The sequence below is a fragment of the Rahnella selenatireducens genome, from assembly GCF_046449555.1.
GTDB lineage: Bacteria > Pseudomonadota > Gammaproteobacteria > Enterobacterales > Enterobacteriaceae > Rahnella > Rahnella selenatireducens.
The window spans coordinates 124294-149271 of record NZ_JBKEZJ010000003.1; the positions used below are offsets into that span (position 1 = coordinate 124294).

The 24978-nt window shown below is 54.5% G+C and carries 24 protein-coding genes; 21 read left to right on the top strand and 3 right to left on the bottom strand.

Annotation, left to right across the window (positions count from 1 at the left end; translation table 11 throughout):
- Positions 1–328: 328 nt before the first annotated feature.
- Genes ACLBVC_RS06415 through mlaA form a run of 8 tightly spaced genes read left to right on the top strand, consistent with a single transcriptional unit; the run spans position 329 to position 6824 of the window.
- On the top strand, positions 329–1066 hold the full coding sequence (locus tag ACLBVC_RS06415) for a heme ABC transporter permease (RefSeq protein ID WP_410148947.1): 738 nt from the start codon (positions 329–331) through the stop codon (positions 1064–1066).
- On the top strand, positions 1063–1323 hold the full coding sequence (gene ccmD, locus ACLBVC_RS06420) for a heme exporter protein CcmD (protein WP_152324422.1): 261 nt from the start codon (positions 1063–1065) through the stop codon (positions 1321–1323). The genes ACLBVC_RS06415 and ccmD overlap by 4 nt, the downstream gene beginning before the upstream one ends.
- Positions 1320–1814: a cytochrome c maturation protein CcmE gene (gene ccmE / locus ACLBVC_RS06425; protein ID WP_410148948.1), complete on the top strand. Its 495-nt coding sequence runs from the start codon at positions 1320–1322 to the stop codon at positions 1812–1814. The genes ccmD and ccmE overlap by 4 nt, the downstream gene beginning before the upstream one ends.
- Positions 1811–3781: a heme lyase CcmF/NrfE family subunit gene (locus tag ACLBVC_RS06430; RefSeq protein WP_410148949.1), complete on the top strand. Its 1971-nt coding sequence runs from the start codon at positions 1811–1813 to the stop codon at positions 3779–3781. Before ccmE ends, ACLBVC_RS06430 begins: the two co-directional genes overlap by 4 nt.
- Positions 3778–4329 (top strand): DsbE family thiol:disulfide interchange protein, encoded by a 552-nt coding sequence (locus ACLBVC_RS06435; RefSeq protein WP_410148950.1) that lies wholly within the window; start codon positions 3778–3780, stop codon positions 4327–4329. The genes ACLBVC_RS06430 and ACLBVC_RS06435 overlap by 4 nt, the downstream gene beginning before the upstream one ends.
- A complete protein-coding gene (locus ACLBVC_RS06440; RefSeq protein WP_410148951.1) occupies positions 4326–4811 on the top strand; it encodes a cytochrome c-type biogenesis protein in 486 nt (161 codons plus the stop codon). The genes ACLBVC_RS06435 and ACLBVC_RS06440 overlap by 4 nt, the downstream gene beginning before the upstream one ends.
- The gene (ccmI, locus tag ACLBVC_RS06445; RefSeq protein ID WP_410148952.1) at positions 4808–6022 is read left to right on the top strand and encodes a c-type cytochrome biogenesis protein CcmI; all 1215 of its coding nucleotides are present in this window, start codon (positions 4808–4810) and stop codon (positions 6020–6022) included. The genes ACLBVC_RS06440 and ccmI overlap by 4 nt, the downstream gene beginning before the upstream one ends.
- Positions 6023–6056: 34 nt before the next feature.
- Positions 6057–6824, top strand: coding sequence for a phospholipid-binding lipoprotein MlaA (gene mlaA, locus ACLBVC_RS06450; protein WP_410148953.1), 768 nt, complete (start codon positions 6057–6059; stop codon positions 6822–6824).
- Between the two features lie 92 nt (positions 6825–6916).
- Here the strand turns inward: mlaA and fadL are convergent, their stop codons facing one another.
- A complete protein-coding gene (gene fadL / locus ACLBVC_RS06455) occupies positions 6917–8194 on the bottom strand; it encodes a long-chain fatty acid transporter FadL (RefSeq protein WP_410148954.1) in 1278 nt (425 codons plus the stop codon).
- Between the two features lie 416 nt (positions 8195–8610).
- On the opposite strand from fadL, the gene ACLBVC_RS06460 reads away from it, so the two are divergent.
- The 4 genes from ACLBVC_RS06460 (at position 8611) to sixA (ending at position 13563) form a co-directional block, all read left to right on the top strand.
- Positions 8611–8943, top strand: coding sequence for a YfcZ/YiiS family protein (locus ACLBVC_RS06460; protein ID WP_101076468.1), 333 nt, complete (start codon positions 8611–8613; stop codon positions 8941–8943).
- A 205-nt stretch (positions 8944–9148) separates the two neighbouring features.
- Complete coding sequence (gene fadI, locus ACLBVC_RS06465) at positions 9149–10462, top strand: acetyl-CoA C-acyltransferase FadI (protein WP_410148955.1); 1314 nt, start codon at positions 9149–9151, stop codon at positions 10460–10462.
- A gap of 8 nt (positions 10463–10470) precedes the next feature.
- Positions 10471–12627, top strand: a complete 2157-nt coding sequence (fadJ, locus tag ACLBVC_RS06470; protein WP_410148956.1) for a fatty acid oxidation complex subunit alpha FadJ — start codon at positions 10471–10473, stop codon at positions 12625–12627.
- A gap of 447 nt (positions 12628–13074) precedes the next feature.
- Complete coding sequence (sixA, locus tag ACLBVC_RS06475) at positions 13075–13563, top strand: phosphohistidine phosphatase SixA (RefSeq protein ID WP_195816401.1); 489 nt, start codon at positions 13075–13077, stop codon at positions 13561–13563.
- An 86-nt stretch (positions 13564–13649) separates the two neighbouring features.
- Here sixA and smrB read toward each other — a convergent pair whose 3' ends face one another.
- Positions 13650–14189 carry an endonuclease SmrB gene (gene smrB / locus ACLBVC_RS06480; protein WP_410148957.1) on the bottom strand — a complete coding sequence of 180 codons (540 nt, stop codon included), beginning with the start codon at positions 14187–14189 and terminating at the stop codon, positions 13650–13652.
- A 202-nt stretch (positions 14190–14391) separates the two neighbouring features.
- Between smrB and prmB the strand changes: the two genes are divergently transcribed.
- From prmB to ACLBVC_RS06510, 6 genes are all read left to right on the top strand, one after another.
- Positions 14392–15324 (top strand): 50S ribosomal protein L3 N(5)-glutamine methyltransferase, encoded by a 933-nt coding sequence (prmB, locus tag ACLBVC_RS06485; RefSeq protein ID WP_410148958.1) that lies wholly within the window; start codon positions 14392–14394, stop codon positions 15322–15324.
- Positions 15325–15398: 74 nt separating this feature from the next.
- Entirely contained in the window at positions 15399–16484 is a 1086-nt protein-coding gene (gene aroC, locus ACLBVC_RS06490) for a chorismate synthase (RefSeq protein WP_410148959.1), read from the top strand.
- Positions 16485–16491: 7 nt separating this feature from the next.
- Positions 16492–17343 carry a penicillin-insensitive murein endopeptidase gene (mepA, locus tag ACLBVC_RS06495; RefSeq protein ID WP_410148960.1) on the top strand — a complete coding sequence of 284 codons (852 nt, stop codon included), beginning with the start codon at positions 16492–16494 and terminating at the stop codon, positions 17341–17343.
- Positions 17344–17390: 47 nt separating this feature from the next.
- Positions 17391–18191: a sulfite exporter TauE/SafE family protein gene (locus ACLBVC_RS06500; RefSeq protein WP_410148961.1), complete on the top strand. Its 801-nt coding sequence runs from the start codon at positions 17391–17393 to the stop codon at positions 18189–18191.
- A gap of 94 nt (positions 18192–18285) precedes the next feature.
- Entirely contained in the window at positions 18286–18843 is a 558-nt protein-coding gene (locus ACLBVC_RS06505; protein WP_410148962.1) for an elongation factor P hydroxylase, read from the top strand.
- 30 nt (positions 18844–18873) lie between these two features.
- Entirely contained in the window at positions 18874–19146 is a 273-nt protein-coding gene (locus ACLBVC_RS06510) for a YfcL family protein (RefSeq protein ID WP_410148963.1), read from the top strand.
- A 72-nt stretch (positions 19147–19218) separates the two neighbouring features.
- Here ACLBVC_RS06510 and mnmC read toward each other — a convergent pair whose 3' ends face one another.
- Positions 19219–21249 carry a bifunctional tRNA (5-methylaminomethyl-2-thiouridine)(34)-methyltransferase MnmD/FAD-dependent 5-carboxymethylaminomethyl-2-thiouridine(34) oxidoreductase MnmC gene (gene mnmC / locus ACLBVC_RS06515; protein WP_410148964.1) on the bottom strand — a complete coding sequence of 677 codons (2031 nt, stop codon included), beginning with the start codon at positions 21247–21249 and terminating at the stop codon, positions 19219–19221.
- Between the two features lie 170 nt (positions 21250–21419).
- Here mnmC and fabB point away from each other — a divergent pair, with 170 nt between their 5' ends.
- From fabB to ACLBVC_RS06530, 3 genes are all read left to right on the top strand, one after another.
- Entirely contained in the window at positions 21420–22640 is a 1221-nt protein-coding gene (gene fabB, locus ACLBVC_RS06520; RefSeq protein ID WP_101076146.1) for a beta-ketoacyl-ACP synthase I, read from the top strand.
- A gap of 203 nt (positions 22641–22843) precedes the next feature.
- The gene (locus ACLBVC_RS06525) at positions 22844–23245 is read left to right on the top strand and encodes a DUF2946 domain-containing protein (protein WP_410148965.1); all 402 of its coding nucleotides are present in this window, start codon (positions 22844–22846) and stop codon (positions 23243–23245) included.
- Positions 23246–23333: 88 nt separating this feature from the next.
- Positions 23334–24812 carry a PepSY-associated TM helix domain-containing protein gene (locus tag ACLBVC_RS06530; RefSeq protein ID WP_410148966.1) on the top strand — a complete coding sequence of 493 codons (1479 nt, stop codon included), beginning with the start codon at positions 23334–23336 and terminating at the stop codon, positions 24810–24812.
- Positions 24813–24978 lie beyond the last annotated feature (166 nt).

The following is a 24978-nucleotide window of genomic DNA, read 5'->3' on the forward strand; positions in this document are numbered from 1 at the left end:
CATTCTTCGGGCTGTAGATGCGTTGGCTGCTCTTCGCCACCCGAATCACTGACTTGTGTCAGCTCATCGGGATGGCGTCGTTTGCCGCCTTCCTGCAACCGGAATTATTTAGGGCTAGTTTTGCCGCTGGCACTTAACACAGAAATATTTTACGTGCCGTTACAATAGAGAAGAAAAAACGCAACCTTTGACTAACATCACACTTCTCTATAGTGAACAATAGACATGCCAACAATAAGTGCGGGGAATTATCTTCCGACCGCACAAGAGCCCACCGAGGTTCCACGGCAACCCACACAGTGACATTTTAAAGTGAGCAACGATAACAATGTGGAAATGGTTACATCAACTCGCGCGGCCTGAACGGCTTTACCACGTCTGTGGCCGGTTCATTCCGTGGCTCGGGCTTATCGGTATTGCCTGTCTGGTGATCGGCTGGGTTTGGGGTTTTGGCTATGCGCCGCCCGACTATCAGCAAGGTAACAGCTACCGGATTATGTACATTCACGTTCCGGCGGCGATTTGGTCGATGGGAATTTACAGCGCAATGGCGATCGCGGCGTTCATCGGCCTGGTGTGGCAGATGAAGATGTCGGATCTGGCCGTTGCGGCGATGGCGCCGGTCGGTGCCGTTTTCACGTTTATCGCACTGGTCACCGGTTCGGCTTGGGGAAAACCGATGTGGGGCACCTGGTGGGTCTGGGATGCGCGTCTGACGTCCGAACTGGTGTTGCTGTTCCTCTATCTCGGGGTGATTGCGCTGTATAACGCCTTCGACGATCGCCGTCTGGCGGGACGCGCCGCGGGTATTCTGGTGCTGGTCGGCGTGGTCAATATTCCTATCATTCATTACTCCGTTCAGTGGTGGAACACGCTGCATCAGGGTTCCACCAACATGCAGCAAACCATCGACCCCAGTATGCGTTATCCGCTTCGCTGGGCGATTTTCGGTTATCTGTTCTTCTTTATTACCCTCACGCTGATGCGTTTACGCAACCTGATCCTGCATCAGGAACGTTTGCGTCCGTGGGTGGCTGGCCTGCTGAAAAAGGAGCGTCGCGGATGAGCCCTGCATTCTCAAGCTGGCACGATTTTTTCGCCATGGGCGGTTATGCTTTTTATGTCTGGCTGTCGGTGGCGGCAACCCTGATTTCCCTGATTGCGCTGGTGGTGCATACCCTCGTGCAGCATCGTCAGATTCTGGACGATGTGAAACGCCGTCAGGCTCGCGAAAAACGCATTAATCAGTCTACGTCTAAAAAACAGCAAGGCGCCCAGACGTCACCGCTGGAACCGGACACATCCGGGGAGAAGTTATTGTGAATCCACGTCGTAAGAAGCGCCTGTCGCTGGCGCTGGTGGTGCTGATTGGCCTTGGCCTGAGCATTTCACTGGTGATGTATGCGCTGCGTTCCAACATTGATTTGTTCTATACCCCGAGTGAAATCTTGCAGGGCAAAGGCGAAAACCACGAAATGCCGGAAGTCGGCCAGCGCCTGCGCATTGGCGGCATGGTGATGCCCGGCTCGGTAAAACGGGATCCAAAAAGCCTGCAGGTGAGTTTCAAGATTTATGATGCACGCGGTGCGATTGCGGTGACGTACAACGGCATTCTGCCGGACCTGTTCCGTGAAGGGCAGGGTGTGGTGGCGCAGGGTGTGATGGAACCGGGGAATGTCGTGAATGCGATTCAGGTTCTGGCCAAACACGATGAAAAATACGTGCCGCCGGAAGTTGCCGACGCCATGAAAGAAAACCACAAAGGGCCCGCTTCTGCTTACGTGGGTAACGATAAAGGAAACAGCCGCTCATGATGCCGGAACTGGGAACATTTGCACTCTGTCTGGCGTTAGGGCTGGCGGTTTTACTGAGTATTTACCCCCAATGGGGCGCGGCGCGGCAGGATAACCGGATGATGGCGATGGCGCGTCCGCTGGCGTACGGCATGTTTGCCTGCATCGTGCTGGCGTTTGCGATTCTGGTTCACGCGTTTGTGGTGAATGATTTTACCGTCGCCTATGTCGCTAACAATTCTAATACCCATTTGCCGGTGTATTACCGCGTGGCGGCCACCTGGGGCGCGCACGAGGGATCGCTGCTGTTATGGGTGTTGCTGCTGAGTTGCTGGACGCTGGCCGTTGCGCTGTTCAGCCGTCAGATGCCGCAGGATGCCGTGGCGCGCGTGCTGGCGGTAATGGGCATGATCACCGGCGGTTTCCTGCTGTTTATTCTGCTGACGTCGAATCCGTTTATCCGCTCTTTGCCGAATTTCCCGGTGGACGGCAGTGACCTGAATCCGGTGCTTCAGGACATCGGCCTGATTTTCCATCCGCCATTGCTGTACATGGGTTACGTCGGTTTCTCGGTGGCATTCGCGTTTGCGATAGCCTCGCTGATGGCCGGACGGCTTGATACTGCGTGGGCGCGCTGGTCGCGTCCGTGGACCACGGCGGCGTGGGTGTTTCTGACTATCGGCATCGTGCTCGGTTCTGCGTGGGCGTATTACGAATTAGGCTGGGGCGGCTGGTGGTTCTGGGATCCGGTCGAGAACGCGTCATTTATGCCGTGGCTGGCGGGAACCGCGCTTATTCATTCGCTCGCCGTGACTGAAAAACGCGGGACATTCAAAGCCTGGACGGTTCTGCTGGCGATCACCGCGTTCTCGCTGTGTCTGCTCGGGACTTTCCTGGTGCGTTCCGGCGTGCTGGTATCGGTTCACTCGTTCGCCTCCGACCCGGCGCGCGGCATGTTTATCCTCGCGTATTTAGTGATTGTGATCGGCGGTTCCTTGCTGCTGTACGCCTTCAAAGGTAACTCGGTGCGTGCCCCGAGCCGTCATGAACTGCATTCGCGCGAAAGTTATCTGCTTGGCAATAACGTACTGCTGGTCGCCGCCATGCTGGTGGTGCTGCTCGGCACGCTGTTACCGCTGATTCATAAACAGCTCGGGCTGGGCAGTATTTCCATCGGCGAACCGTTCTTTAATACGATGTTTACCTGGCTGATGGCGCCGCTGGCGCTGTTGTTAGGTATCGGCCCGCTGGTGCGCTGGCGTCGTGACGAGCCGAGCAAACTGTGGCGTCGTCTGGGTGTTGCGCTGGTGGTGACGCTGGTTCTGTCGATTCTTCTGCCGTGGTTGTTGCAGGACAAAATTGTCGGTATGACCGTTGTCGGTCTGCTGATGTCGGTTTGGGTGATTGTGCTGACGTTAATGGAACTGCACGAACGCGCCACGCACCGTCATTCGTTCTGGCGCGGTCTGACCAAACTCTCACGCAGTCACTGGGGTATGGTGCTCGGTCATCTGGGCGTGGCGGTCACGGTGATCGGTATTGCCTTCAGCCAGAACTACAGCGTGGAGCGCGATGTGCGCATGAAAGCCGGTGATACTGTGGATATCCACGATTATCACTTTGTCTTCCGCGACGTTCGTGACATTACCGGCCCGAATTACACCGGCGGAGAAGCCAATATCGACGTCACGCAGAACGGCAAAAAAGTCACTACGCTGCACGCAGAAAAACGCTTCTACAGCGTGGCGCGAAGCATGATGACCGAGGCCGCCATCGACGGCAATCTGGCGCGCGACTTGTATGCTGCGCTGGGTGAAGAGCTGGACGACGGTTCGTGGGCGGTGCGTTTGTACTACAAACCGTTTGTCCGCTGGATCTGGCTGGGCGGGCTCTTTATGGCTGCCGGCGGCGTATTGTGCATTCTCGATCCGCGTTACCGCATGAGCAAAAAACTGAAGAAACAGGCCAAGGCGGAGGCTGAAGCATGAACCGTAAACTTCTTTTTATTCCGCTGGTTCTGTTTCTGGCGCTGGCGGCGGCATTTTTAGTCCAGCTGACGCGCAACGCCAACGGCGATGATCCGACGTTGCTCGAATCCGCCCTGATCGGCAAACCGGTCCCGGTATTCAAGCTGGAATCGCTGGCACAGGCCGGAAAAACCTACGATCAGTCGGTGCTGCGGGACGGCAAACCGATGCTGCTGAACGTCTGGGCGACGTGGTGCCCGACGTGCCGTGCCGAACATGATTATCTGAACACACTGGCCGCCAAAGGCGTGCGCGTGGTCGGGCTCAATTACAAAGATGACCGTCAGAAAGCGGTGAACTGGCTGAATACGCTGGGCAATCCGTACATGCTGAGCCTGTACGACGGTGACGGAATGCTCGGGTTAGATCTGGGCGTGTACGGAGCACCGGAAACTTTCCTGATCGACGGACAGGGCATTATCCGCTATCGCCATGCGGGCGATTTGAATGAGAAAGTCTGGCAGAGCGAAGTGTTGCCGCTGTACAAAAAATTCGGAGGCAATGCATGAAAATCTTACGCGTATTGCCTGCGTTAATGCTCGGCGTGGCACTGAGTTTCAGTGCTTTCGCGGCTATCGATACCTATCAGTTTAAATCGCCACAGCAGGAGCAGGATTACCGCGAGATCACCGCGCAACTGCGCTGCCCGAAATGCCAGAACACCAATATTGCGGCGTCCGATTCAATTATCGCCGCCGATATGCGCACCAAGGTGTTTCAGTTGCTCAATGAAGGCCAGGATCGCCAGCAAATCGTCGCCTATATGGTGGCGCGTTATGGCAACTTCGTCACGTACGAACCGCCGGTGACGCCGTCGACCCTTATTCTGTGGCTTGGCCCGGTGCTGGTAGTGATTATCGGTGCAGGAATGATTTTCATGCGTTCCCGCCGCCGTGCCGTGGTCAGCGAAACCGGTACAGAAGAAATGTCAGAACAAGAGAAACAGCGCCTGGCGCAGTTACTTAAAGACAGCGACAGGACAGGATCATGAGTATTTTTTGGCTGTGTATTGGAGTGATGCTGGTGATCGCGCTGGCGCTGTTTATCGTGCCGGTGATCCGTGGCGACCGCGCAGAACATACGTCGCGCGATGCGCTCAATAAAGCGTTTTACCATCACCGCTTACATGAGCTTGAGCAGGACGAATCACAGGGCGTAGTAGATGAACGCCCGGCGCATATCCAGGAATTGCAGGAAAATTTGCTGACCGATATCCCTGACGGCCACGCACCGGCCGCGGTACAACCGATCGGCCGCTGGACGCTGGTACCGGGCGCGATTTTGCTGGTGATCATCACGCTGGGCCTCTATTTATATGCGGGCGGATTAGGGCAGGTGAGTGCGTGGAATCAGGTGATGCAGCATATGCCAGATTTGCGTCATCGTATCGCGGATGACCACGGCACGCCGCTGACCGCAAGAGATGTGCAGGATTTAGGGCTGGGATTGCGGACTGATTTGCAGGCCGATCCGGAAAATGTGCAGGACTGGGTTATGCTGGGCCGCGTGGGTATGGCGCTCAATAACGCCGCTACGGCCACACAGGCTTACGCCCATGCATATGAACTGGCCCCGAACGATATGGCGGTTAAACTCGGTTATGCCGAAGTGTTAACCCGTTCATCCGATCCGCAAGATAACCTTACCGGCGGAAATCTCCTACGGGGTATGCTGGAAAAATCTCAGGGCGACCTGCGTGTATTAAGCTTGCTGGCCTATAATGAATATGAACAGGGTCACTATCCGCAAGCCATTGGCGCGTGGGAAGTTATGCTGAAAATTTTGCCGGCGGGTGATAAACGGCTTGAGATGGTTCAGGCAAGCATTGCACAGGCAAAACAGAAGGCGGGGTTAGACCAGGTTAAACTGGCGGTAAACGTAACGCTCTCTGCGGATGCTCAGCAGAAACTTCCGCACAATGGCACGGTCTTTATCTCGGTAACGGATGGAAGTAGCCCGGTGCCGGTAGCGGTTAAAAAACTGCCGCTGAGCCGCTTCCCGCTGGCGATTACCGTCGATGACAGCAATGCGATGATGCCGGAACGCTTGCTTTCTTCGTTGCAAAAATTAAAAGTACGCGTTCGTATTTCACAAAATGGTCTGGCGACGCCAGCCCCGGGTGACTGGTACGGCGACAGTTCGCTGACCGATTTTGCCGGTAACGGCCAGGTCAGCATTGAAATTAATCAGCAGGTTCCTTAATCACGAGCCGAAGATCAAAAACAGGGAGATATCCATGAACTTACGCCTGACTGGGCTGGCGTTTGCGACAGTTTTGCTGGTCGGTTGTGCCGGCACGTCCGGGTCATCGGACAGCGAACAGCAGGGACGATCTGATCCGCTGGAAGGTTTCAACCGCGCGATGTTTAACTTCAACTTCAACTACATGGACCCGTATGTACTACGTCCTGTGGCTGTTGCCTGGCGTGATTACGTGCCGCAACCGGCGCGTAACGGAACCAGTAATTTCCTGAGTAACCTTGATGAACCGGCCAGCATGGTGAACTCCTTGCTGAAAGGCGATCCGTACCGCGCGGCGATCCACTTCAACCGTTTCTTCCTTAATACGATCCTGGGGATGGGCGGTCTGATTGATGTGGCATCGATGGCGAATCCGAAACTGGCACGCGAAGAAGCGCAGGGCTTCGGCAGCACGCTGGGGCATTACGGCGTCGGTTACGGCCCTTACGTCATGTTGCCGGGCTACGGCAGTGCGACGATTCGTGACGAAGGCGGCGATCTGGTCGATGACCTGTATCCGATGCTGAGTTATCTGACCTTCTGGATGTCAGCCGGTAAATGGGTACTGGAAGGTGTTGAAACCCGTGCTGAATTGCTCGATTCTGACGGCCTGATCCGTAACTCTTCCGATCCTTACCTGATGATCCGCGAAGCGTACTTCCAGCGCCATGACTTCCTGGCGAGGGGCGGTCAGCTGACACCTCAGGTGAACCCGAATGCGGCACTGATTCAGGGTGATCTGAAGGATATCGATTCAGAGTAATTTTCTAATCAAGTTCATCCGTTTAAGATTCAATGCAAAAAAAAGCGCCTCTCGGCGCTTTTTTCATTTATGTGCTCTGTCGTGAAAACCGGTCAGAAGCTGTAGTTAAAGTTCGCGCCGTACAACATCGCGGTGCCTTTAGCCTGGAACTCATAATTCGGTACGCCGTCAGCCACTTTTTCGCTGATATTCACCGTCTGGCCGTGCATATAGGAAACACCGACGTCCACTGAAGCATCTTTGGTAAACGCATACGTGGTACCGGCTGAAATCCAGAAACGGTCCTGATCCGGGATAGAAATGGTGCGGTTGTCCGCCGGAACCGGGCTGTCATCAAACGCGATACCGGTACGGAATGTCCAGTTTTCGTCGTAGTAATAGGTGGTACCCAGCGCGATGCGGTAAGCATCATGATAGCCTTCGTCTTTCTGGAACAGCGTCTGGCCCTGAGAACCCGTAGCTTTCAGCTCCTGGAACTGGCTCCAGCTGGTGTACGCCAGGCTATAGTGAATAGCCCATTTCGGCGCGACACGGTTATAACCTGACAACTCCCACATTTCTGGCAGGTTCAGGGTCAGGGAACCCGGAACAGTGTGGCCGCCTGTGCCGCCCAATGCCTGCGGAATGCCGTTGCGATATTCGCCGTCGAAATCTATTTTTACTTCTGAGCGGTAAGTGAAGCCGTAACGGTTATTGTCATCCACTTCATACAGGACACCGGCGTTCCAGCCGTAGCCCCATTCGTTGCCTTTCAGCTTAGCGGCTTCGGTATCCGCAGGCAGCAAACCGCCGGTTTTAAGCGGAACCAGTTCGCCCGCAGTACGGCGAATTTTCGCTTTCGCATAAACCGCATCAAAGCCCAGACCGAAGCTGAAGTGCTCGTTCAAACGGTAAGCGACGCTTAAGTTATTGTTGATGGTGGTCAGATCGGTTTCGCCACCAATCGGGCCTGCCGGATAATTATCGTTGAATTCTGTTGCCAGACCGTAGTTTGAGGTCGCCGATGCGCCGAGGGCCCATTGCTCATTCAGGGGCATAATAAAGTGGATATTTGGGATCCACTGATTCGGTGCAATGTTACTGGCACTGGTATCTGCACCCGTGACCGGAGATTTGCCGGTGACATCGACATCCGGGTCGACATAGATTGCGCCGATGGAAAACGCAGGGCGATTAAACATTGTCATCGTCGCCGGGTTACGGCTTCCGGATGCTGCGGTATCAGCGATAGCGCCTTCACCCGAGAAAGAACGGCCTAAACCGGCGGCGGTGTATTCATTGAGCTGAAAACCTGCCGCGTATACGTTGGAGGAAACAATTGCCACTGCAGCTGCCAGAGCTGATCTTTTAAACAGGTTTTTCTGGTTCATGACCAAAACCTCAATTTTATGTTTTTATCAAACAATGTTACATCAAGTAACAATGAGCGCGGGATTGTAGGGTTCGTTATCAGTCTGACAAATCAGACCAGTGAGCGAAGTATAGGTCTGACCTGTGGTGTAGTTGCAATGATGTTTCATTGATATTTCTTATTTGATGCAAGAAATTGGATCCACTTAACAAAAAACCAACAATAAAAGTTCAATTAAGAAACGTTAAAGTGAGAACGTTGACGTATTAATCATCGATTCATTACATTTACGTGATCTGGATCACTTCAAAGGCACATAAAAAGTAAGTGCTAGCTGTAGCCCAACCGCTGGCGTAAAATACAGGCTGAAAATAATTCTTTAATTCGCAATCAGGCCAGACGGTGGACGTTGCCGTTGATGCCGGGGAGAAAATTATGTCTGACGTAACCATGTCCTCTAAATCCACTCAACCTCTGCATTCCATCAACAAATGTGGCGCCGAAGAAACTGCTGCCTGCTGTTGTGTTGATGTCGGCACCATTATGGACAACACCGACTGCACCGCCTCTTACCTGCACGTCTTCGAAACCGAAGCGCAAGCCAAAGAAATGCTACAAACCCTGACCGAACGCGCACGCGGCGTTGAATCAGAGCCTTGCGAAATTAACAGTAAGATTGAAAAAGTTGACGGTGGCGTTGAGCTGAAAGTGGATTTCACTTTCTCCTGCCAGGCAGAGACGATGATCTTCCAGCTCGGATTACGTTAATTAATTCTGCTTTTAAAATGCCGCTGCCAGACAGCGGTATTTTTTTGTCTGCAATTTTTTCCCACCTCTTTCTTTTCACTCTCATTTCAGAAAAATTTGCTGTTGCTCGCACTTCAAACCCTTTCACTTTGCCAAATGTAAATACATAGTTAACACTGAGTTATCAGGTCTGACCTCTTAAGACCCTATTTACTCAGGAGCTTGTATGAACAAAGTCATTCCACTGGTTACGCGTGAAGGCGATCGCATTGCGATTGTCGATGGTTTGCGCACGCCTTTTGCAAGGCAGGCCACCGCCTATCACGGTATCCCCGCTGTGGATTTGGGCAAAACCGTGGTCAGCGAGTTGCTGGCGAAAAGTGGAATCGATCCGAAAGACATTGATCAGCTGGTGTTCGGACAGGTTGTCCAGATGCCTGAAGCGCCGAATATTGCGCGTGAAATTGTGCTCGGCACCGGAATGAATGTTTCGACTGACGCCTACAGCGTTTCCCGCGCTTGTGCGACCAGTTTTCAGGCCGTGGCGAACGTGGCCGAAAGTATTCTCAGCGGCACAGTACGCGTCGGGATTGCGGGCGGGGCTGATTCCTCATCGGTTCTGCCGATTGGTGTCAGTAAACGCCTCGCCCGAGCACTGGTTGACGTCAATAAAGCGCGCACGTTGTCGCAGCGTCTTTCGATTTTCAGCAAACTGAAATTACGCGATCTGCTGCCGGTTCCTCCGGCCGTGGCGGAATATTCCACCGGCCTGCGCATGGGCGATACTGCTGAACAGATGGCAAAAAGCCACGGGATTTCCCGCGAACAGCAGGATGAGCTGGCGCACCGTTCGCACTCGCTGGCCGCGCTTGCCTGGGAACAGGGCTATCTGAACACACAGGTGATGGCGGCGCAGGTTCCGCCTTATCGTGAAGTGCTGCAAAAAGACAACAACATCCGCCTGAATTCAGAAATCGGGCAGTACGCGAAACTGCGTCCGGCATTTGACCGTAAACACGGCACAGTGACGGCGGCAACCAGTACGCCGCTTACCGACGGCGCCGCTGCCGTTCTGATGATGAGCGAATCCCGTGCCCGGGAATTAGGGCTTGAGCCGCTGGGCTATCTGAAGAGCTTTGCGTTTTCCGCCATTGATGTCTGGGAAGACATGCTTCTCGGCCCTGCATACGCCACGCCGCTGGCATTAGATCGCGCGGGACTGACGCTGGCGGATCTGGATCTGATTGATATGCATGAAGCCTTTGCCGCGCAGACGCTGGCAAATATTAAAATGCTGGCCAGTGACGAATTTGCCCGCGAAAAACTGGGGCGCAGTCGGGCAGTTGGCGAAATCGACTGGGATAAATTCAACGTTTTAGGCGGTTCGCTGGCCTACGGTCATCCGTTCGCCGCAACCGGTGCACGGATGATCACGCAAACGCTGCATGAATTACGCCGTCGCGGTGGAAAATACGGGCTGACAACCGCCTGCGCCGCCGGTGGGCTGGGCGCGGCAATGATTCTGGAGGCAGCGCAATGAGGGACAACATGGACAATATCCTACTGGAAGAACAGTCATCCGCAGAGCCGGTTTCCGCTTTCTCACTGATGTTTACCGCAGAACATGTCGGCATCATCACCATTGATGTTCCCGGTGAAAAAGTGAATACCCTGAAGGCTGAATTTGCTCAGCAAATCTGCGCTATTTTGCAAAAAGCGCAGCAGTATCCGAATCTGAAAGGCCTGGTGCTGGTTTCTGGTAAAACTGACTCATTTATTGCCGGTGCCGATATCACGATGATTTCCGGCTGCAAAACGGCGGTTGAGGCCAGCCAGTTGGCGCAGAAAGGCCAGACAGTCATGTCGCAGATTGCGTCATTTTCCGTGCCGGTCGTGGCCGCCATCCACGGTGCCTGTCTTGGCGGAGGGCTCGAACTGGCGCTGGCGTGCCATTCGCGCGTCTGCTCGCTGGATGATAAAACGCAGCTCGGCCTGCCGGAAGTTCAGCTTGGGCTGTTACCCGGTTCGGGCGGTACGCAGCGTTTACCACGGTTAATCGGCGCGCCGAAAGCGCTGGATATGATGCTTACCGGGCGCAGTATTCGTGCGAAACAGGCGCTGAGGATGGGGCTGGTGGACGACGCCGTGCCTTATTCTATTTTGCTGAAAACCGCGCTGGAACGTGTCGCAAAAGGCCGTAAATCGCGCCCACCACTGCCTTGGCAGGCGCGGCTGGCGGGCGGTCCGCTGGGAAAAAGCCTGTTGTTCTATTTTGTGCGCAAACAGACCCGCGCAAAAACGCACGGTAATTATCCGGCCACGGAAAAAATTATTGATGTGGTGAAAACCGGCCTCGATCAGGGCAGCGGAAACGGCTATCAGGCCGAGGCCAAAGCTTTTGGCGAACTGGTGATGACGCCGCAATCTGCCGCGCTTCGCGGATTATTCTTTGCCTCGACGGCGCTGAAAAAAGAAAAAGGCGCTGACGCTGAGCCGTTGCCGGTTCACCGCGTGGGGATCCTCGGTGGCGGGCTGATGGGCGGCGGTATTGCTAATGTCACCGCGACCCGCGCCGGGCTGCCGGTGCGCATTAAAGATATTAATCACGAAGGCATCCGCCACGCGCTGAAATACAGCTGGGATCTGCTGGAGAAAAAAGTCCGCAGCCGCAGGCTCACCCGCAACGAACAGCAGCGGCAGATGATGCTGATTTCGGGGACGACGGATTACAGCGGTTTTTCGCAGATTGATATCGTGGTGGAAGCGGTATTTGAAGACCTGGCGCTCAAGCAATCGATGGTGGCAGAGATCGAGAAAAATGCGGCACCGCGTACCATATTTGCTTCAAACACCTCTTCTTTGCCGATTCACCAGATTGCGGAAAAGGCCACAAGGCCTGAGCAGATTATCGGCCTGCATTATTTCAGCCCGGTAGACAAAATGCCGCTGGTGGAAGTTATTCCCCATACGGGCACCAGCGCGCAGACGATTTCGACTACGGTCTCGCTGGCGAAGAAACAGGGGAAAACGGCGATTGTCGTCGGCGACAGCGCCGGGTTCTACGTAAACCGCATTCTTGCTCCTTACATCAACGAAGCGGCGCGCTGCCTGCTGGCTGGCGAACCTGTGGATCACATCGATAATGCGCTGGTGAACTTTGGCTTCCCTGTCGGGCCAGTTCAGCTTCTTGACGAGGTGGGCATTGATGTCGGCACTAAAATCGGCCCGATTCTGGTGGAGGCGTTTGGCGAGCGTTTTGCCGCGCCATCCGGTTTTGATGCAGTTCTGCAAGACGACCGCAAAGGCCGTAAAAATGGCAAAGGTTTTTATCTCTACGGCCAGAAAGGGCGCGGGGCGAAGAAAAAACAGGTCGATCCTTCGGTCTATCGTTTGCTAAATGTCACGCCAAAAGCGCAGCAGTCGGGCGAGGAGATCGCTCAGCGCTGCGTCATGCTGATGCTGAACGAAGCTGTCCGCTGCCTGGATGAAAATGTTATCCGCAGCGCGCGTGATGGTGATCTCGGCGCAGTTTTTGGTATTGGTTTTCCGCCGTTTCGCGGTGGGCCATTCCGTTACATCGACACGCTCGGTGCTGCCAGCGTGGTTAAAACGCTGGAACAACTGGCGCAACGTTACGGTGAGCATTTCACGCCATGCGACGGTCTGCGCCAGCGGGCGGAGCAGGGCAGGCGTTTTTGTCCCTGAGAGAGGCGCGTGAAAAGGTCGGCAGAGTGTGACCCGCGTCACTGCTTAATGCTGAGTTTCGCGACAATCTGGAACAGATCCTGCTTGCCGCCTGACGACAGCGCGCGGGATCTTTTTTATGGTGAGGCCGGCTTTGTATACGAACAATCCCAAGCGGTTGATCTACAACCCGAGTGGTTAAATATTCGCCTGAACAGTTTACAAGCTGTAAGGGTTGGTGTAAAAAACAGCGTTTTCTTTACGCGAACTTTCAGGCAAAATGCCCGACCGCTGTTGCTGCACAGACAGAATTTGTGGGCACGGCGTGTTAAGTGGATGTACTGCCTTACAGTTATCTTGTCATGAGAAGGGTCGTCCGAACGGCGATCAAAAAGGCTGGGCAATGGGTAATACAGCACGCAAGGCGTTTCTGTATAGCGCTATTTTTGTTAACAAAAGCGGTGCAATATGCAAGTTGTAATTATGCGTCACGGTGATGCGGTTCTTGAAGCAGCCAGCGATTCGGTTCGTCCGTTAAGCGAATGCGGATGTGACGAATCAGTACATATGGCGGCATGGCTGAATGGCCGGGGTATCACCATTGACCGCGTTCTGGTCAGTCCGTACCTGCGTGCGCAGCAGACACTCGAAAAAGTTCGTCAGTGTCTGTCTCTGCCTGAAAACGTTGAGATTGATATCCTGAAAGAACTGACACCGGGCGGCGATCCTGCTCTGGTTGCCAGTGAATTGCAGCATCTGGCGCAGACGGGCGTCAATGCGGTGCTGGTGGTTTCCCACCTGCCGCTGGTCGGTTACCTGGTCGCAGAATTGTGTCCGGGAGTTTGCCCGCCGATGTTCGCCACCTCTGCAATGGCAAGCGTGGAGCTGAATGCGCAAACCGGGCAGGGCAGCTTTGACTGGCAGTTTAGTCCGTGCCAGGTGATGGCAAAAGTGTAGTTTTCCGGGACGGAGAACGACACAAAGAAAGGCACAGCTTATGCTGTGCCTTTCTCGTTTCTGCATGCTTGTGTTTTTTTTCGCGGTCAGCTGATTTTGTCATCCAGCTCAACCAGCACCAGTAACGCGGCAGTGCCGCCTAACTCTTTCGGTGCCTGATGAAAGGCTTCAACATCAGGATGCTGAGCCAGCCACAGCGGGGTTTGCTGCTTGAGAATATGTTTGCCGTGACCGTGCATGACGCACGCGCAGTGGACGTGCTCGCGGCGGCAGGCGGCGATCAGCGCCCCTAATTCCTGCTTGGCTTCTTTCTGCGTTAAACCATGCAAATCAAGAAATAGCTCAGGAGAATAATCTCCTCGGCGCAATTTTTTCAATTCAAAATGGCTGACGTCTGGCCTGATGTGGCGAACCGGGCCCTCTTCCTGCAACATCGGCTGGAATTCATCAGAAAAATAATAACTGGCGTCCACCTGCTCCTGAATCAGCTTTTTCGGCGACAGTTCTGACACTTTTTTGCGCAGCGGATGGTGAGTAATTGTATCGTTTTTCAGGCGCTTGACGCCCGGCACTGCTTCACGAAACAGGGCCGCTTCCTCCGGGCTCAGCCGGTGTTTTTTCTTCATTTTTTTATCGTCATTTTCGCTCAATTCCGACAGTGTACCTTCCGTCACCCTGCGGTTTAAAGAAAACTCAGGGTTAAATTCTTCGAGGTGTCGCGCAAGTGCGTTGACTAGCTGCTGATTTGTGGCGGGCTTCGTGGCAAACTATGCGGAAAATTACGGGTTAAACGTCTGTTAAAAACCCTGTACTGCCTGGAGAACAAAATTGGACAAAATTTTCGTCGACGAAGCCGTCAGTGAACTGCATACCATTCAGGACATGCTGCGCTGGACCGTCAGCCGCCTCAACGCGGCCAATGTTTATTACGGCCATGGTACTGATAATCCGTGGGACGAAGCTGTGCAGCTGGTTTTGCCAAGCGTGTTTTTGCCGCTCGATATTCCTGAAGATATGCACACGGCGCGTCTGACCTCCAGCGAGCGTCACCGTATCGTTGAGCGCGTTATCCGCCGCGTCAACGAGCGCATTCCGGTCGCTTATCTGACCAACAAAGCCTGGTTCTGCGACATGGAATTTTATGTCGATGAACGCGTTCTGGTGCCGCGTTCGCCGATTGGCGAGCTGATTAGCAACCGCTTCTCCGGCATTTTGCACGACAAACCTCAGCACATTCTCGACATGTGTACCGGCAGCGGTTGTATTGCAATTGCCTGTGCTTATGCTTTCCCTGAAACGGAAGTGGACGCCGTGGATATCTCTGCCGATGCGCTGGCCGTGGCCGAGCGCAACATCGACACGCACGGCATCGAGAACTGGGTTACGCCAATCCGTTCTGACCTGTTCCGTGAACTGCCGCCGCTGCAATACGACCTGATCGTCACGAACCCGCCGTACGTTGACGAAGAAGATATGTCCGATTTGCCGCAGGAATACCGCCATGAACCGGTGCTCGGTCTGGCCTCCGGTAGCGATGGCCTGAAACTGACGCGCCGTATTCTGGCCTGTGCGCCGGATTACCTGACCGATGATGGCGTGCTGATTTGTGAAGTGGGCAACAGCATGGTACATCTGATGGATCAATATCCTGAGATCCCGTTCACCTGGCTGGAATTCGAAAACGGCGGTGACGGTGTCTTCATGCTGACTAAACAGCAACTGATTGATTGTGCAGAAGAGTTCCGCGCTTACCGCGACTAAATACCCTGTTGACCGGCTGTTCGTCAGCCGGTCATTTTGCAAATAAACAACTTATTAATGGTTAAGGAGCCGTGATGGCAGGGAACAGTATTGGGCAGTTTTTCCGCGTCACCACCTTCGGCGAATCTCACGGTGTGGCACTCGGCTGCATCATTGACGGCGTACCGCCGGGCATCTCGCTGACAGAAGCAGACCTGCAACACGACCTCGACCGTCGTCGTCCGGGAACCTCGCGTTACACCACGCAGCGCCGTGAAGCGGATGAAGTCAAAATCCTGTCCGGCGTATTTGAAGGTGTAACGACAGGAACCAGCATCGGCCTGATTATCCAGAATACCGACCAGCGCTCGCAGGATTACAGTGCGATCAAAGACGTATTCCGTCCGGGCCATGCCGATTACACCTACGAACAAAAATACGGCGTACGCGACTATCGCGGCGGCGGCCGTTCTTCTGCACGTGAAACCGCAATGCGCGTGGCCGCAGGCGCGGTTGCGAAGAAATACCTGCTCGAAAAATTCGGCGTTAAAGTGCGCGGCTATATGTCCCAGATGGGCGACATTACCTGCGAACTGAAAGACTGGGATCTGGTCGAAACCAACCCGTTCTTCTGCCCGGATGAAAGCAAACTTGAAGCGCTGGACGAACTGATGCGCAGCCTGAAAAAAGAAGGCGACTCGATTGGTGCCAAAATTACCGTGGTTGCCGAGCATGTGCCGGTAGGCCTTGGTGAGCCGGTATTCGACCGTCTTGATGCCGATCTGGCGCATGCGCTGATGAGCATTAACGCCGTAAAAGGCGTGGAAATCGGTGACGGTTTTGCCGTGGTCAGCAAACGTGGCAGCGAAAACCGTGACGAAATTACGCCAAACGGTTTTGAAAGCAACCATGCGGGCGGCATTCTCGGCGGGATCAGCAGCGGTCAGCCGGTGGTTGCGCATCTGGCGCTGAAACCAACGTCCAGCATCACCGTTCCGGGGCGCACTATTAACCGTGAAGGCGAGCAGGTCGATATGATCACCAAAGGCCGTCACGATCCGTGCGTGGGGATCCGCGCTGTGCCAATCGCCGAAGCCATGATGGCGATTGTGCTGATGGATCATTTGCTGCGTCAGCGTGCCCAGAACGGCGACGTTCATTCCACCGTGCCACGCTGGTAAGCCTTCGATGAAATTCTTACGCAACGTTCCAGCGTTTAAAACCGCCTGTGCCAGTCTTCTGGCGCTCGCGCTCTGCGCACCGGCTGTGGCGGCAACGCCCTGGCAGAAAATTACTCAACCGATTTCCGGCGCGCCGCAGGCGGTGGGAAGTTACGCCAACGGATGTCAGATTGGCGCACAGCCTTTGCCGCTGAATTCACCGGATTATCAGGTGATGCGTACCGATCAGCGTCGTTATTTCGGCCAGCCGGATTTACTGGCGTTCATTACGCGACTCGGTACTCAGGCGCAGCAAAAAGGGCTGGGAACCATGCTGGTCGGCGATATGGCGATGCCTGCGGGTGGGCGTTTCAGCAGCGGCCATGCCAGCCATCAGTCCGGGCTGGATGTGGATATCTGGCTTCAACTGCCGCGTCAGCGCTGGAGCGAGCAGATGTTGCTGAAACCACAGCCTATTGATCTGGTCAGTGCTAACGGTAAATCTATCGTGCCGAGCCAGTGGCAACCGCGTATTGAAACGCTGATCAAAATGGCGGCGCAGGATAAAGACGTGGTGCGCATTTTTGTGAATGCGGCGATCAAACAACAGCTTTGTCAGGATGCGGGCGCAGACCGTGAATGGCTGCACAAAGTGCGTCCGTGGTTTGGTCATCGTGCGCATATGCATGTGCGTCTGCGTTGCCCGGCAGGCAGTACCGAATGTGAAAATCAGGCTCCGCCGCCTCCGGGTGACGGATGTGGTGCCGAGCTGAAAAGCTGGTTCCTGCCACCGAAACCTTCGACGGGTAAACCGGTGAAATCTGAGCCCCCTCCGTTGCCGCCAACTTGTCAGGCGCTGCTGGATAAACACGTTCTCTAACAACGTTTCAATAACTCTTCGCCACGTAAAGCGGGACTGATAGAAAAATGGACTGGTTGATTGTTGCCCCCTGGGTAGTATGTGTTCTGTTTTTAGTAGCGTTAGTGGCGGGATTTATTGACTCAATCGCAGGCGGTGGCGGCCTTATCAGCCTGCCTGCGCTGCTGGCAGCCGGGGTTTCTCCGGCTCAGGCGATTGCAACCAACAAGCTTTCGGCTGTTGGCGGTTCTTTCTCCGCCAGCCTGTATTTCGTGCGCCGGAAAGTGGTGGATCTTAACGATCAGAAGCTCAACATTGCCTGCACGTTCGTGGGTTCTGTGCTGGGAGCGATCCTGATCCAGCGCTTACAGGCCGATATGCTGCGTCAGATCCTGCCGTTGCTGATCATCTGCATCGGGCTGTATTTCCTGCTGACCCCGAAACTGGGCGAAAGCGATCGCCAGCGACGTCTTTCTGCGCTGCCTTATGCGCTGGTCGGTGGAGGCTGTGTCGGGTTTTATGATGGCTTTTTCGGCCCCGGTGCCGGTTCTTTTTACGCATTAGGCTTTGTGACGTTATGCGGTTTTAACCTCGCGAAAGCCACGGCGCATGCCAAAGTCCTGAACTTCACCTCAAACTTTGGTGGATTGTTGTTTTTTATTCTGGGCGGCAAAGTGGTCTGGGGATTAGGATTTGTGATGATGGCGGGGCAGTTTATCGGCGCACGTCTCGGCGCGCGGATGGTACTCAGCAAAGGCCAGAAGATGATCCGCCCGATGGTGGTGGTGGTTTCCGTGGTGATGAGCTGTAAACTTATTTATGACAACCACGGTGCTGAAATCCACCAGTGGCTTGCCCTCCATATTTGAAGCTGCAGAATGCTTGCCCGAAGTCATGAAATAGGTCATTCAATCAAGGGTATATTGTCGCCCCTGATCTTACTTACAGAGTTTTACTGCAAATATGTCTGATTCGACCGCAACACATAACTATCATCATTTGATGGACATTTTTGATTCCTGTTTCTTTGAGGAATTCAACGTGCGCCTGGTGAAAGGTGACGACGAACCGATCTACCTGCCCGCCGATGACCAGGAACCGTTTAACCGCATTGTGTTTGCACACGGCTATTACGCCAGCGGGATGCACGAGATTTCCCACTGGTGCGTCGCAGGCGCGGAACGCCGCAAGCTGGTGGATTTCGGTTACTGGTATTGCCCGGATGGCCGCGATGCGCAAACCCAAAGCGAATTCGAAAAAGTCGAAATCAAACCTCAGTCTTATGAATGGCTGTTTTGCGCCGCTGCCGGCTTTAATTTCAACGTGAGCTGTGACAATCTGAGCGGCGATTGCGAGCCAGACCGCGTGGGCTTCCAGAACAAAGTGCGTGAGGAAGTGCTCCGCATGCTGGATCAGGGCATCCCTGAAAGACCGGCGCGCTTTATTAAAGCGTTACAATCGTTTTACAATACCGCCCCTTTAACGCCTGCAGATTTCCCTGCGTTGCAGCCGATTGAATAAAAAAACAGAGTCCGGATACGAGGAAGAGTAATGATCGCAGAATTTGAAACGCGGATTTTAACGCTGATCGACGACATGGTCGAAAGCGCCAGCGACGATGAATTATTTGCCAGTGGCTATCTGCGAGGCCATCTGACCGTCGCGGTTGCTGAGGCAGAAGAGAATGGCGAACATACCGCCGAAGCGTTGAAAATTCGTGTTCAGGATGGCCTGGATAAAGCCATCAAAGCCGGTGAATTATCACCGCGCGATCAGGCTCTGGTTCAGGGGATGTGGGAGACTTTGTATCAGGCTTCTATTTAGGGATGTCCGGTTTTGAAAAAAAGCGCAGTACGGTGAACCGTCTGCGCTTTTTTATTGCCCGAAAAAGTGCAATCAGCGGGATTCGACCGGGCGGCCTTTAAGTAATTTTCTTACCCACATCCGGTTCGGATTCAGCGCGGCCAGCGTTTCACTGTCCAGCGGCAATGGCTCACCGGCAATCTGCGCGGCCAGCACTTCAGCACCGAGCGGCGCGGAACTGAGGCCACGTGAACCGAGTGCGCCAAACAGGAACAAATTCTCATGCACCGGCGCATTGGCAATCGGACGATGGCGCTGAACGTCGAGATCCAGCTTCTGATAACTTTCCAAAAGTGCATCGTAATCAGAAACCGACCCGATCATCGGCAGGTGGTCGCGTGTGGCGCAACGCACGCCGTTTCGCGCCTGTGCGTCACTGACATCCACGTCATTCGGCCACTGCTGCTCCGGCAGACAGTTCAGCAAACGCTGACGGTTTTCCTGCTGATCGTCTTCGCGGAAATCCGTACATTTATCGGCGCGGTGATAGCTGGCACCGATGCAGTGATGCTGGTTGAGCGGATTCACCGGTGTCAGATAGCCGTCGTAGCACAACACTTGTTTAAGTTTGCTCAGTTCAGGCGTGGTGGGAATATGCGAAACCTGACCACTGACCGCATAAACTGGAAGCGTTTCACTCTGGGCAAAATCAGTGATATCCGCACCGTTTGCCAGCACCACGGCCTGATGGCGGGTTTCATGCCCGTCGGCAAACTTCAGCGTCCAGTTTTCGTTTACATCGCGGCTTAACGCTGTGGCCCGCTGGCGATAATGCACCGCTAATCCCTGCCTTTGCGCCAGTGCAAGCAGCGAGGCGGTCAGCTCCGCCGGGCACAACCAGGCACCCAGTGGATACGTGATACCGCCGCTGCCGCAAGGCAATCCGCATAATGCTTCAACCCCGGCTTCGCTAAGCCCTTTCGCCAGCCCTTCCGGCCAGTTACCGCCCAGAACTCCGTCAATTTTGGCCTGACTTTTTTCGTCATATCCCAGTTGGGTAACACCACTCCAGCCGTGATCAAAAGGCACGCCCATTTTTTCCAGCTGGAAATACTGGCGGCGGGCGAACGTAAAGGCATGTGCAAAGAACTGTTCCAGCGTGTCGCCCCGGCCATTGAGCAGCGGATAAACCGCGCCCTGACGGTTACCGGATGCGCCCAGCGCCGGTTTTTCATCGGCGCAGTACAGCGTTACGGCATAGCCACGGCGCAACAGCGCCAGCGAAAGTACGGCACTGGCGACGCCGCCGCCAACAATCGCAAATTCAGTGGCATTTTTAGCGGGCGGGCGGAAATACCACGGCGCAGGATGAGGAATATCAATTCCCGCGGGCAGAACGCCGGATAACATATGCCGCTTTTCACCGAATCCGGGGACTTTTGCGATGTCAAAACCCGCGTCCTGCAAGCCGCGACGCACAAATCCGGCGACGGTGAAAGTGGCGAACGTTCCCTGCGGGCGGGTCATTTTCGCCATGGAACGGAAGAGGGCTTCCGTCCACATGTCCGGATTCTTTGATGGCGCAAATCCGTCCAGGAACCAGGCATCGACCTGCTGATTCATACTGGTGTCACATGCGGGCAGCAGGGTAGTCACATCGCCAAACCACAGGTCGAGCGTGATGCGTCCGCCTGCGAGCAAAAGGCGGTGACAACCGGCGAACGGCATCGGCCATTGTTCGCAAAGCTCGGCGGAATACGCAGCCAGTTCAGGCCATTGCGCATGGGCAGCGGCCAGATCGCTGGCGGATAATGGGAATTTTTCGTAGCTGATAAAATGCAGGCGCTGCAGCGTGGCGTCGGGGCTTTCAGCACGGAAAGCATCGAACGCCTGCCACAGCGTCAGGAAGTTCAGCCCGGTGCCAAAACCGGTTTCGGCAATGATGCAAAGCGGGCGAGTGTGGGCGGAAAAACGCGCCGGAAAATGGTTGCCATTCAGAAAGACATGACGTGTTTCCAACAAGCCGTCCTGATTGGAAAAATAGACGTCATCAAAATGTCGGGAAACAGGTGTACCCTGTTCGTTCCAGCTTAATTCAGCCGGCGTGATCGGGTTATGGCTCACGTGAAACTCTCTCAGTTCAAGGCGATGCCGGAGTTTAACGCTGCGTTTGACCTCGCGCAAATTTACCGCGATTTACACAAGGAATTGCTGATCGGACTTGTTCGGCGTACAACTGTACGCTAGAGTGCGTGACGAAATCCCAAATGGTGAATAGTACAAGAGGTATTTAAATGAAACGTGCAGTGATTACTGGCCTGGGTATCATCTCGAGCATCGGTAACAACAAGCAGGAAGTTCTTGCATCTCTGCAGGAAGGTCGCTCTGGGATCACCTTCTCGCAAGAGCTGAAAGATGCCGGGATGCGTAGTCACGTCTGGGGTGATGTCAAATTAGACACCGCAGGCCTTATCGATCGTAAGATTGTGCGTTTCATGAGTGATGCCTCGATCTACGCTTACCTTTCCATGCAACAGGCGATTGAAGACTCCGGTCTGACCCCTGAAATGGTTTCTAATGAACGTACCGGCCTGATTGCAGGTTCCGGGGGCGGTTCTCCACGTAACCAGGTGGCGGGTTCCGACGGCATGCGTGCCAAAGGCCTGCGCGGCGTTGGCCCTTACATGGTGACCAAAGCGATGGCTTCCGGCGTTTCTGCCTGCCTCGCAACCCCGTTCAAAATTCGTGGCGTTAACTATTCCATCAGCTCTGCTTGCGCAACCTCTGCTCACTGCATCGGTAACGCGGTAGAAATGATTCAGCTCGGCAAACAGGACGTTGTCTTTGCCGGTGGCGGTGAAGAACTGTGCTGGGAAATGGCGTGTGAATTCGACGCGATGGGCGCATTGTCCACCAGCTACAACGAAACCCCTGAAAAAGCTTCCCGTACCTACGACAAAGCGCGTGACGGTTTCGTCATTGCAGGCGGCGGCGGTATGGTCGTAGTTGAAGAGTTGGAACACGCTCTGGCACGTGGCGCACATATCTACGCAGAAATCGTTGGCTATGGCGCAACGTCTGACGGCGCAGACATGGTAGCTCCATCTGGCGAAGGCGCAGTGCGTTGCATGAAAATGGCAATGAACGGCGTGGATACCCCAATCGATTACGTTAACGTTCACGGGACTTCTACCCCTGTCGGCGACGTGAAAGAACTGGGTGCAATCCGTGAAGTGTTCGGTTCCAAAACCCCGGCACTGTCTTCCACCAAAGCCATGACCGGCCACTCTTTGGGTGCCGCGGGCGTGCAGGAAGCTATCTACACCTTGCTGATGGCTGAACACGGTTTCATCGCGCCAAGCATCAACATCGAAAACCTCGATGAGCAGGCAGAAGGCATGGACATCATCACTAAACCGACTCAGCGCGAGCTGACGACTGTGATGTCCAACAGCTTCGGCTTCGGTGGCACCAACGCCACTCTGGTGATGCGTAAGCTGAAAAACGACAAATAATTCCTGTCGTTAAGCCATAAATTGAAGCCCGCTTAATGCGGGCTTTTTTACGTCCGTTGTTTATCCCTTCTGTTATATCTCAACATTTCAGGTACAATTTCGCCGCTTATTATTTTCACCTTGTTGACATAATGCTCTCACTCCAACGCCTTCATCACCGACATCGGCACTTCCCGGCCTGGCTGGGTATAGTGGCGATTTTGATGTTGTTTATCGCACCGGTGGTTTCTAAATCACTGGTGGCTGAGAGTGCGCAGCACATGATGATGCCCGGAATGGTGATGTCCGATATGGATATGCCGGACGGGGATATGGCTGACATGGACATGTCAGACACTGAAACATCCGATGAACATTGTCAGCCGCAAGCCTGTAAACAGATGCAACATGGTGCCGTGAAAGGGCTGCTTTCCGGCGACATGAGTAATGCTGCCTGCGGTTATTGTGTGCTGCTGGCGCATTTACCGCTGCTTGATTTACAGGCCATGCCGATGCTCTGGTCGCTGGAACTTTCCAGCCGTGCGCCTCCGCGTTCTCTGAAACAACGTCTTGTCCCTTCGCTGTTCTTCACTGATTCACAACCCCGCGCGCCGCCTGTTCTCTGATCTTCCATTTTTAAGCCATTCCTCTTGAGGTTAACGACGATTTTTCGCCGTTAGCGATGTGCTATTTGAAATTCAGGAAATCAGATTTATGAACCTGCCTGCAAACCTGCGTACAAACGCGGGGGAAAAACTGTCTGCGCAAACCGCGTTTCTGGCCCTGCTGCGGCGCCTGCATTTTTATATTGGTCTGTTTGTCGGGCCGTTTATTTTCGTCGCTGCGCTGACCGGGACGCTGTATGTGCTGACGCCGCAGTTCGAAAATTATTTGTACGCGGATGCGTTATTCACCGACTCACAGGGTGCATCACAACCGCTTTCACGCCAGACAGAGGCGGCGACAAAAGTGGCTGGGGCGGATCAAAAGATTTATGCCGTCAGACCCGCGCCGGCACGCGGAGATACCACGCGGGTGATGTTCTCGGATCCGCAGCTGGGCGCGTCCAAAAGCCGGGCAATATTTATCGACCCGGTGACACTTGCGGTGAAAGGCGATATGACGGTTTACGGAACCAGCGGGATTTTGCCGTTCCGCACCTGGCTGGATGATTTACATCGCGGCCTGTTACTGGGCGATGTTGGCCGCGTGTACAGTGAACTGGCCGCCTCGTGGTTATGGGTAGCCGCGCTGGGCGGCGTCGTTCTCTGGTTCACCGGACGCAGGAAAAATCGTGCTCCACGCAAGCTGAGCGGAAAAGTTGAAAAGCAGCAGCGCAGCCGCCACTGGCACAGCATGCTGGGCGTGATTCTGCTGGCCGGGCTGTTGTTCTTTTCTGCGACAGGCCTGACGTGGTCGCAGTGGGCAGGGGACAATATCGGTGTCTTGCGTGCCTATATGGGCTGGATGACACCGGCGGTCAAAACCAGTTTATCTCCTGAGTTAGTGGCTGCCCCGGCAGACGAACATGCAGAACATCATGCGCATATGTCTGACATGCCCGATATGCCTGGTATGGACATGTCGGGTGATGCGATGCCCGCAGCACCGGGCTCCGTGGCGGTTTCCGCGCTCACTTTCGATGGCGTTGTTCAGGCGGCAAGGGCGTCAGGTATTGAGGCAAACCGGATAGAAATCCGCCCGGCTTATACCGCCGGTAAAGCGTGGACGGTGACGGAAGTTGACCGCAGTTGGCCGACACAGGTTGATGCGGTTTCCGTGGATCCGGCTTCATTACAGATTACCGATCACGTGCGTTTTGCGGACTTCCCGCTGCTGGCGAAACTTACGCGCTGGGGCGTTGATGCTCACATGGGCATCCTGTTTGGCGTCTGGAATCAGGTTATTCTGGTTGTCTTTGGTACCGGGCTATGCGCGATGATTGCCTGGGGATATCGGTTGTGGTGGCTACGCCGTCAGGGCGATGTCGGCAGCAGTAGCCCGACCATCACCTTGTTGCAAACCTGGAAGCGGGTGCCTTTTGCCCTGCAATGCCCGATAGCGCTGGTCACTCTGGGATTAGCCATTTCCTTGCCGGTCATGGGCGGCAGCCTGCTGATATTCCTGCTGATTGATATTGTGCGCTGGCAGCGTCAGAAAAAGGCGCTGAAAACGGCCTCAGCCTTGAGCTGAATTCGTGCTTTTTTGAGCTGAAATCCCTTCCGGCGCTGCAATGTTTGCAGCGCCGGTTTTTTATTTGCGCGATACCTCGGGGAAATCACTTTTGGAGTGGCAGCAATTAATTTCTTCGGGTAACGTCAGCGCATCGGATAACCGGCTTTTTTAATTAAGAAAAACC

Coding starts and splice junctions, on each gene's coding strand:
- ACLBVC_RS06440 (WP_410148951.1), top strand. CDS start 4,326: ATGAAAATCTTACGCGTATTGCCTGCGTTAATGCTCGGCGTGGCACTG.
- ACLBVC_RS06525 (WP_410148965.1), top strand. CDS start 22,844: ATGTTGTTTATCGCACCGGTGGTTTCTAAATCACTGGTGGCTGAGAGT.
- smrB (WP_410148957.1), bottom strand. CDS start 14,189: ATGAAGAAAAAACACCGGCTGAGCCCGGAGGAAGCGGCCCTGTTTCGT.
- fadJ (WP_410148956.1), top strand. CDS start 10,471: ATGGACAATATCCTACTGGAAGAACAGTCATCCGCAGAGCCGGTTTCC.
- sixA (WP_195816401.1), top strand. CDS start 13,075: ATGCAAGTTGTAATTATGCGTCACGGTGATGCGGTTCTTGAAGCAGCC.
- ACLBVC_RS06505 (WP_410148962.1), top strand. CDS start 18,286: ATGTCTGATTCGACCGCAACACATAACTATCATCATTTGATGGACATT.
- ACLBVC_RS06415 (WP_410148947.1), top strand. CDS start 329: ATGTGGAAATGGTTACATCAACTCGCGCGGCCTGAACGGCTTTACCAC.
- aroC (WP_410148959.1), top strand. CDS start 15,399: ATGGCAGGGAACAGTATTGGGCAGTTTTTCCGCGTCACCACCTTCGGC.
- ACLBVC_RS06430 (WP_410148949.1), top strand. CDS start 1,811: ATGATGCCGGAACTGGGAACATTTGCACTCTGTCTGGCGTTAGGGCTG.
- ACLBVC_RS06500 (WP_410148961.1), top strand. CDS start 17,391: ATGGACTGGTTGATTGTTGCCCCCTGGGTAGTATGTGTTCTGTTTTTA.
- ACLBVC_RS06510 (WP_410148963.1), top strand. CDS start 18,874: ATGATCGCAGAATTTGAAACGCGGATTTTAACGCTGATCGACGACATG.
- fadI (WP_410148955.1), top strand. CDS start 9,149: ATGAACAAAGTCATTCCACTGGTTACGCGTGAAGGCGATCGCATTGCG.
- mlaA (WP_410148953.1), top strand. CDS start 6,057: ATGAACTTACGCCTGACTGGGCTGGCGTTTGCGACAGTTTTGCTGGTC.
- ACLBVC_RS06460 (WP_101076468.1), top strand. CDS start 8,611: ATGTCTGACGTAACCATGTCCTCTAAATCCACTCAACCTCTGCATTCC.
- ccmI (WP_410148952.1), top strand. CDS start 4,808: ATGAGTATTTTTTGGCTGTGTATTGGAGTGATGCTGGTGATCGCGCTG.
- ccmD (WP_152324422.1), top strand. CDS start 1,063: ATGAGCCCTGCATTCTCAAGCTGGCACGATTTTTTCGCCATGGGCGGT.
- ACLBVC_RS06530 (WP_410148966.1), top strand. CDS start 23,334: ATGAACCTGCCTGCAAACCTGCGTACAAACGCGGGGGAAAAACTGTCT.
- ACLBVC_RS06435 (WP_410148950.1), top strand. CDS start 3,778: ATGAACCGTAAACTTCTTTTTATTCCGCTGGTTCTGTTTCTGGCGCTG.
- mepA (WP_410148960.1), top strand. CDS start 16,492: ATGAAATTCTTACGCAACGTTCCAGCGTTTAAAACCGCCTGTGCCAGT.
- fadL (WP_410148954.1), bottom strand. CDS start 8,194: ATGAACCAGAAAAACCTGTTTAAAAGATCAGCTCTGGCAGCTGCAGTG.
- fabB (WP_101076146.1), top strand. CDS start 21,420: ATGAAACGTGCAGTGATTACTGGCCTGGGTATCATCTCGAGCATCGGT.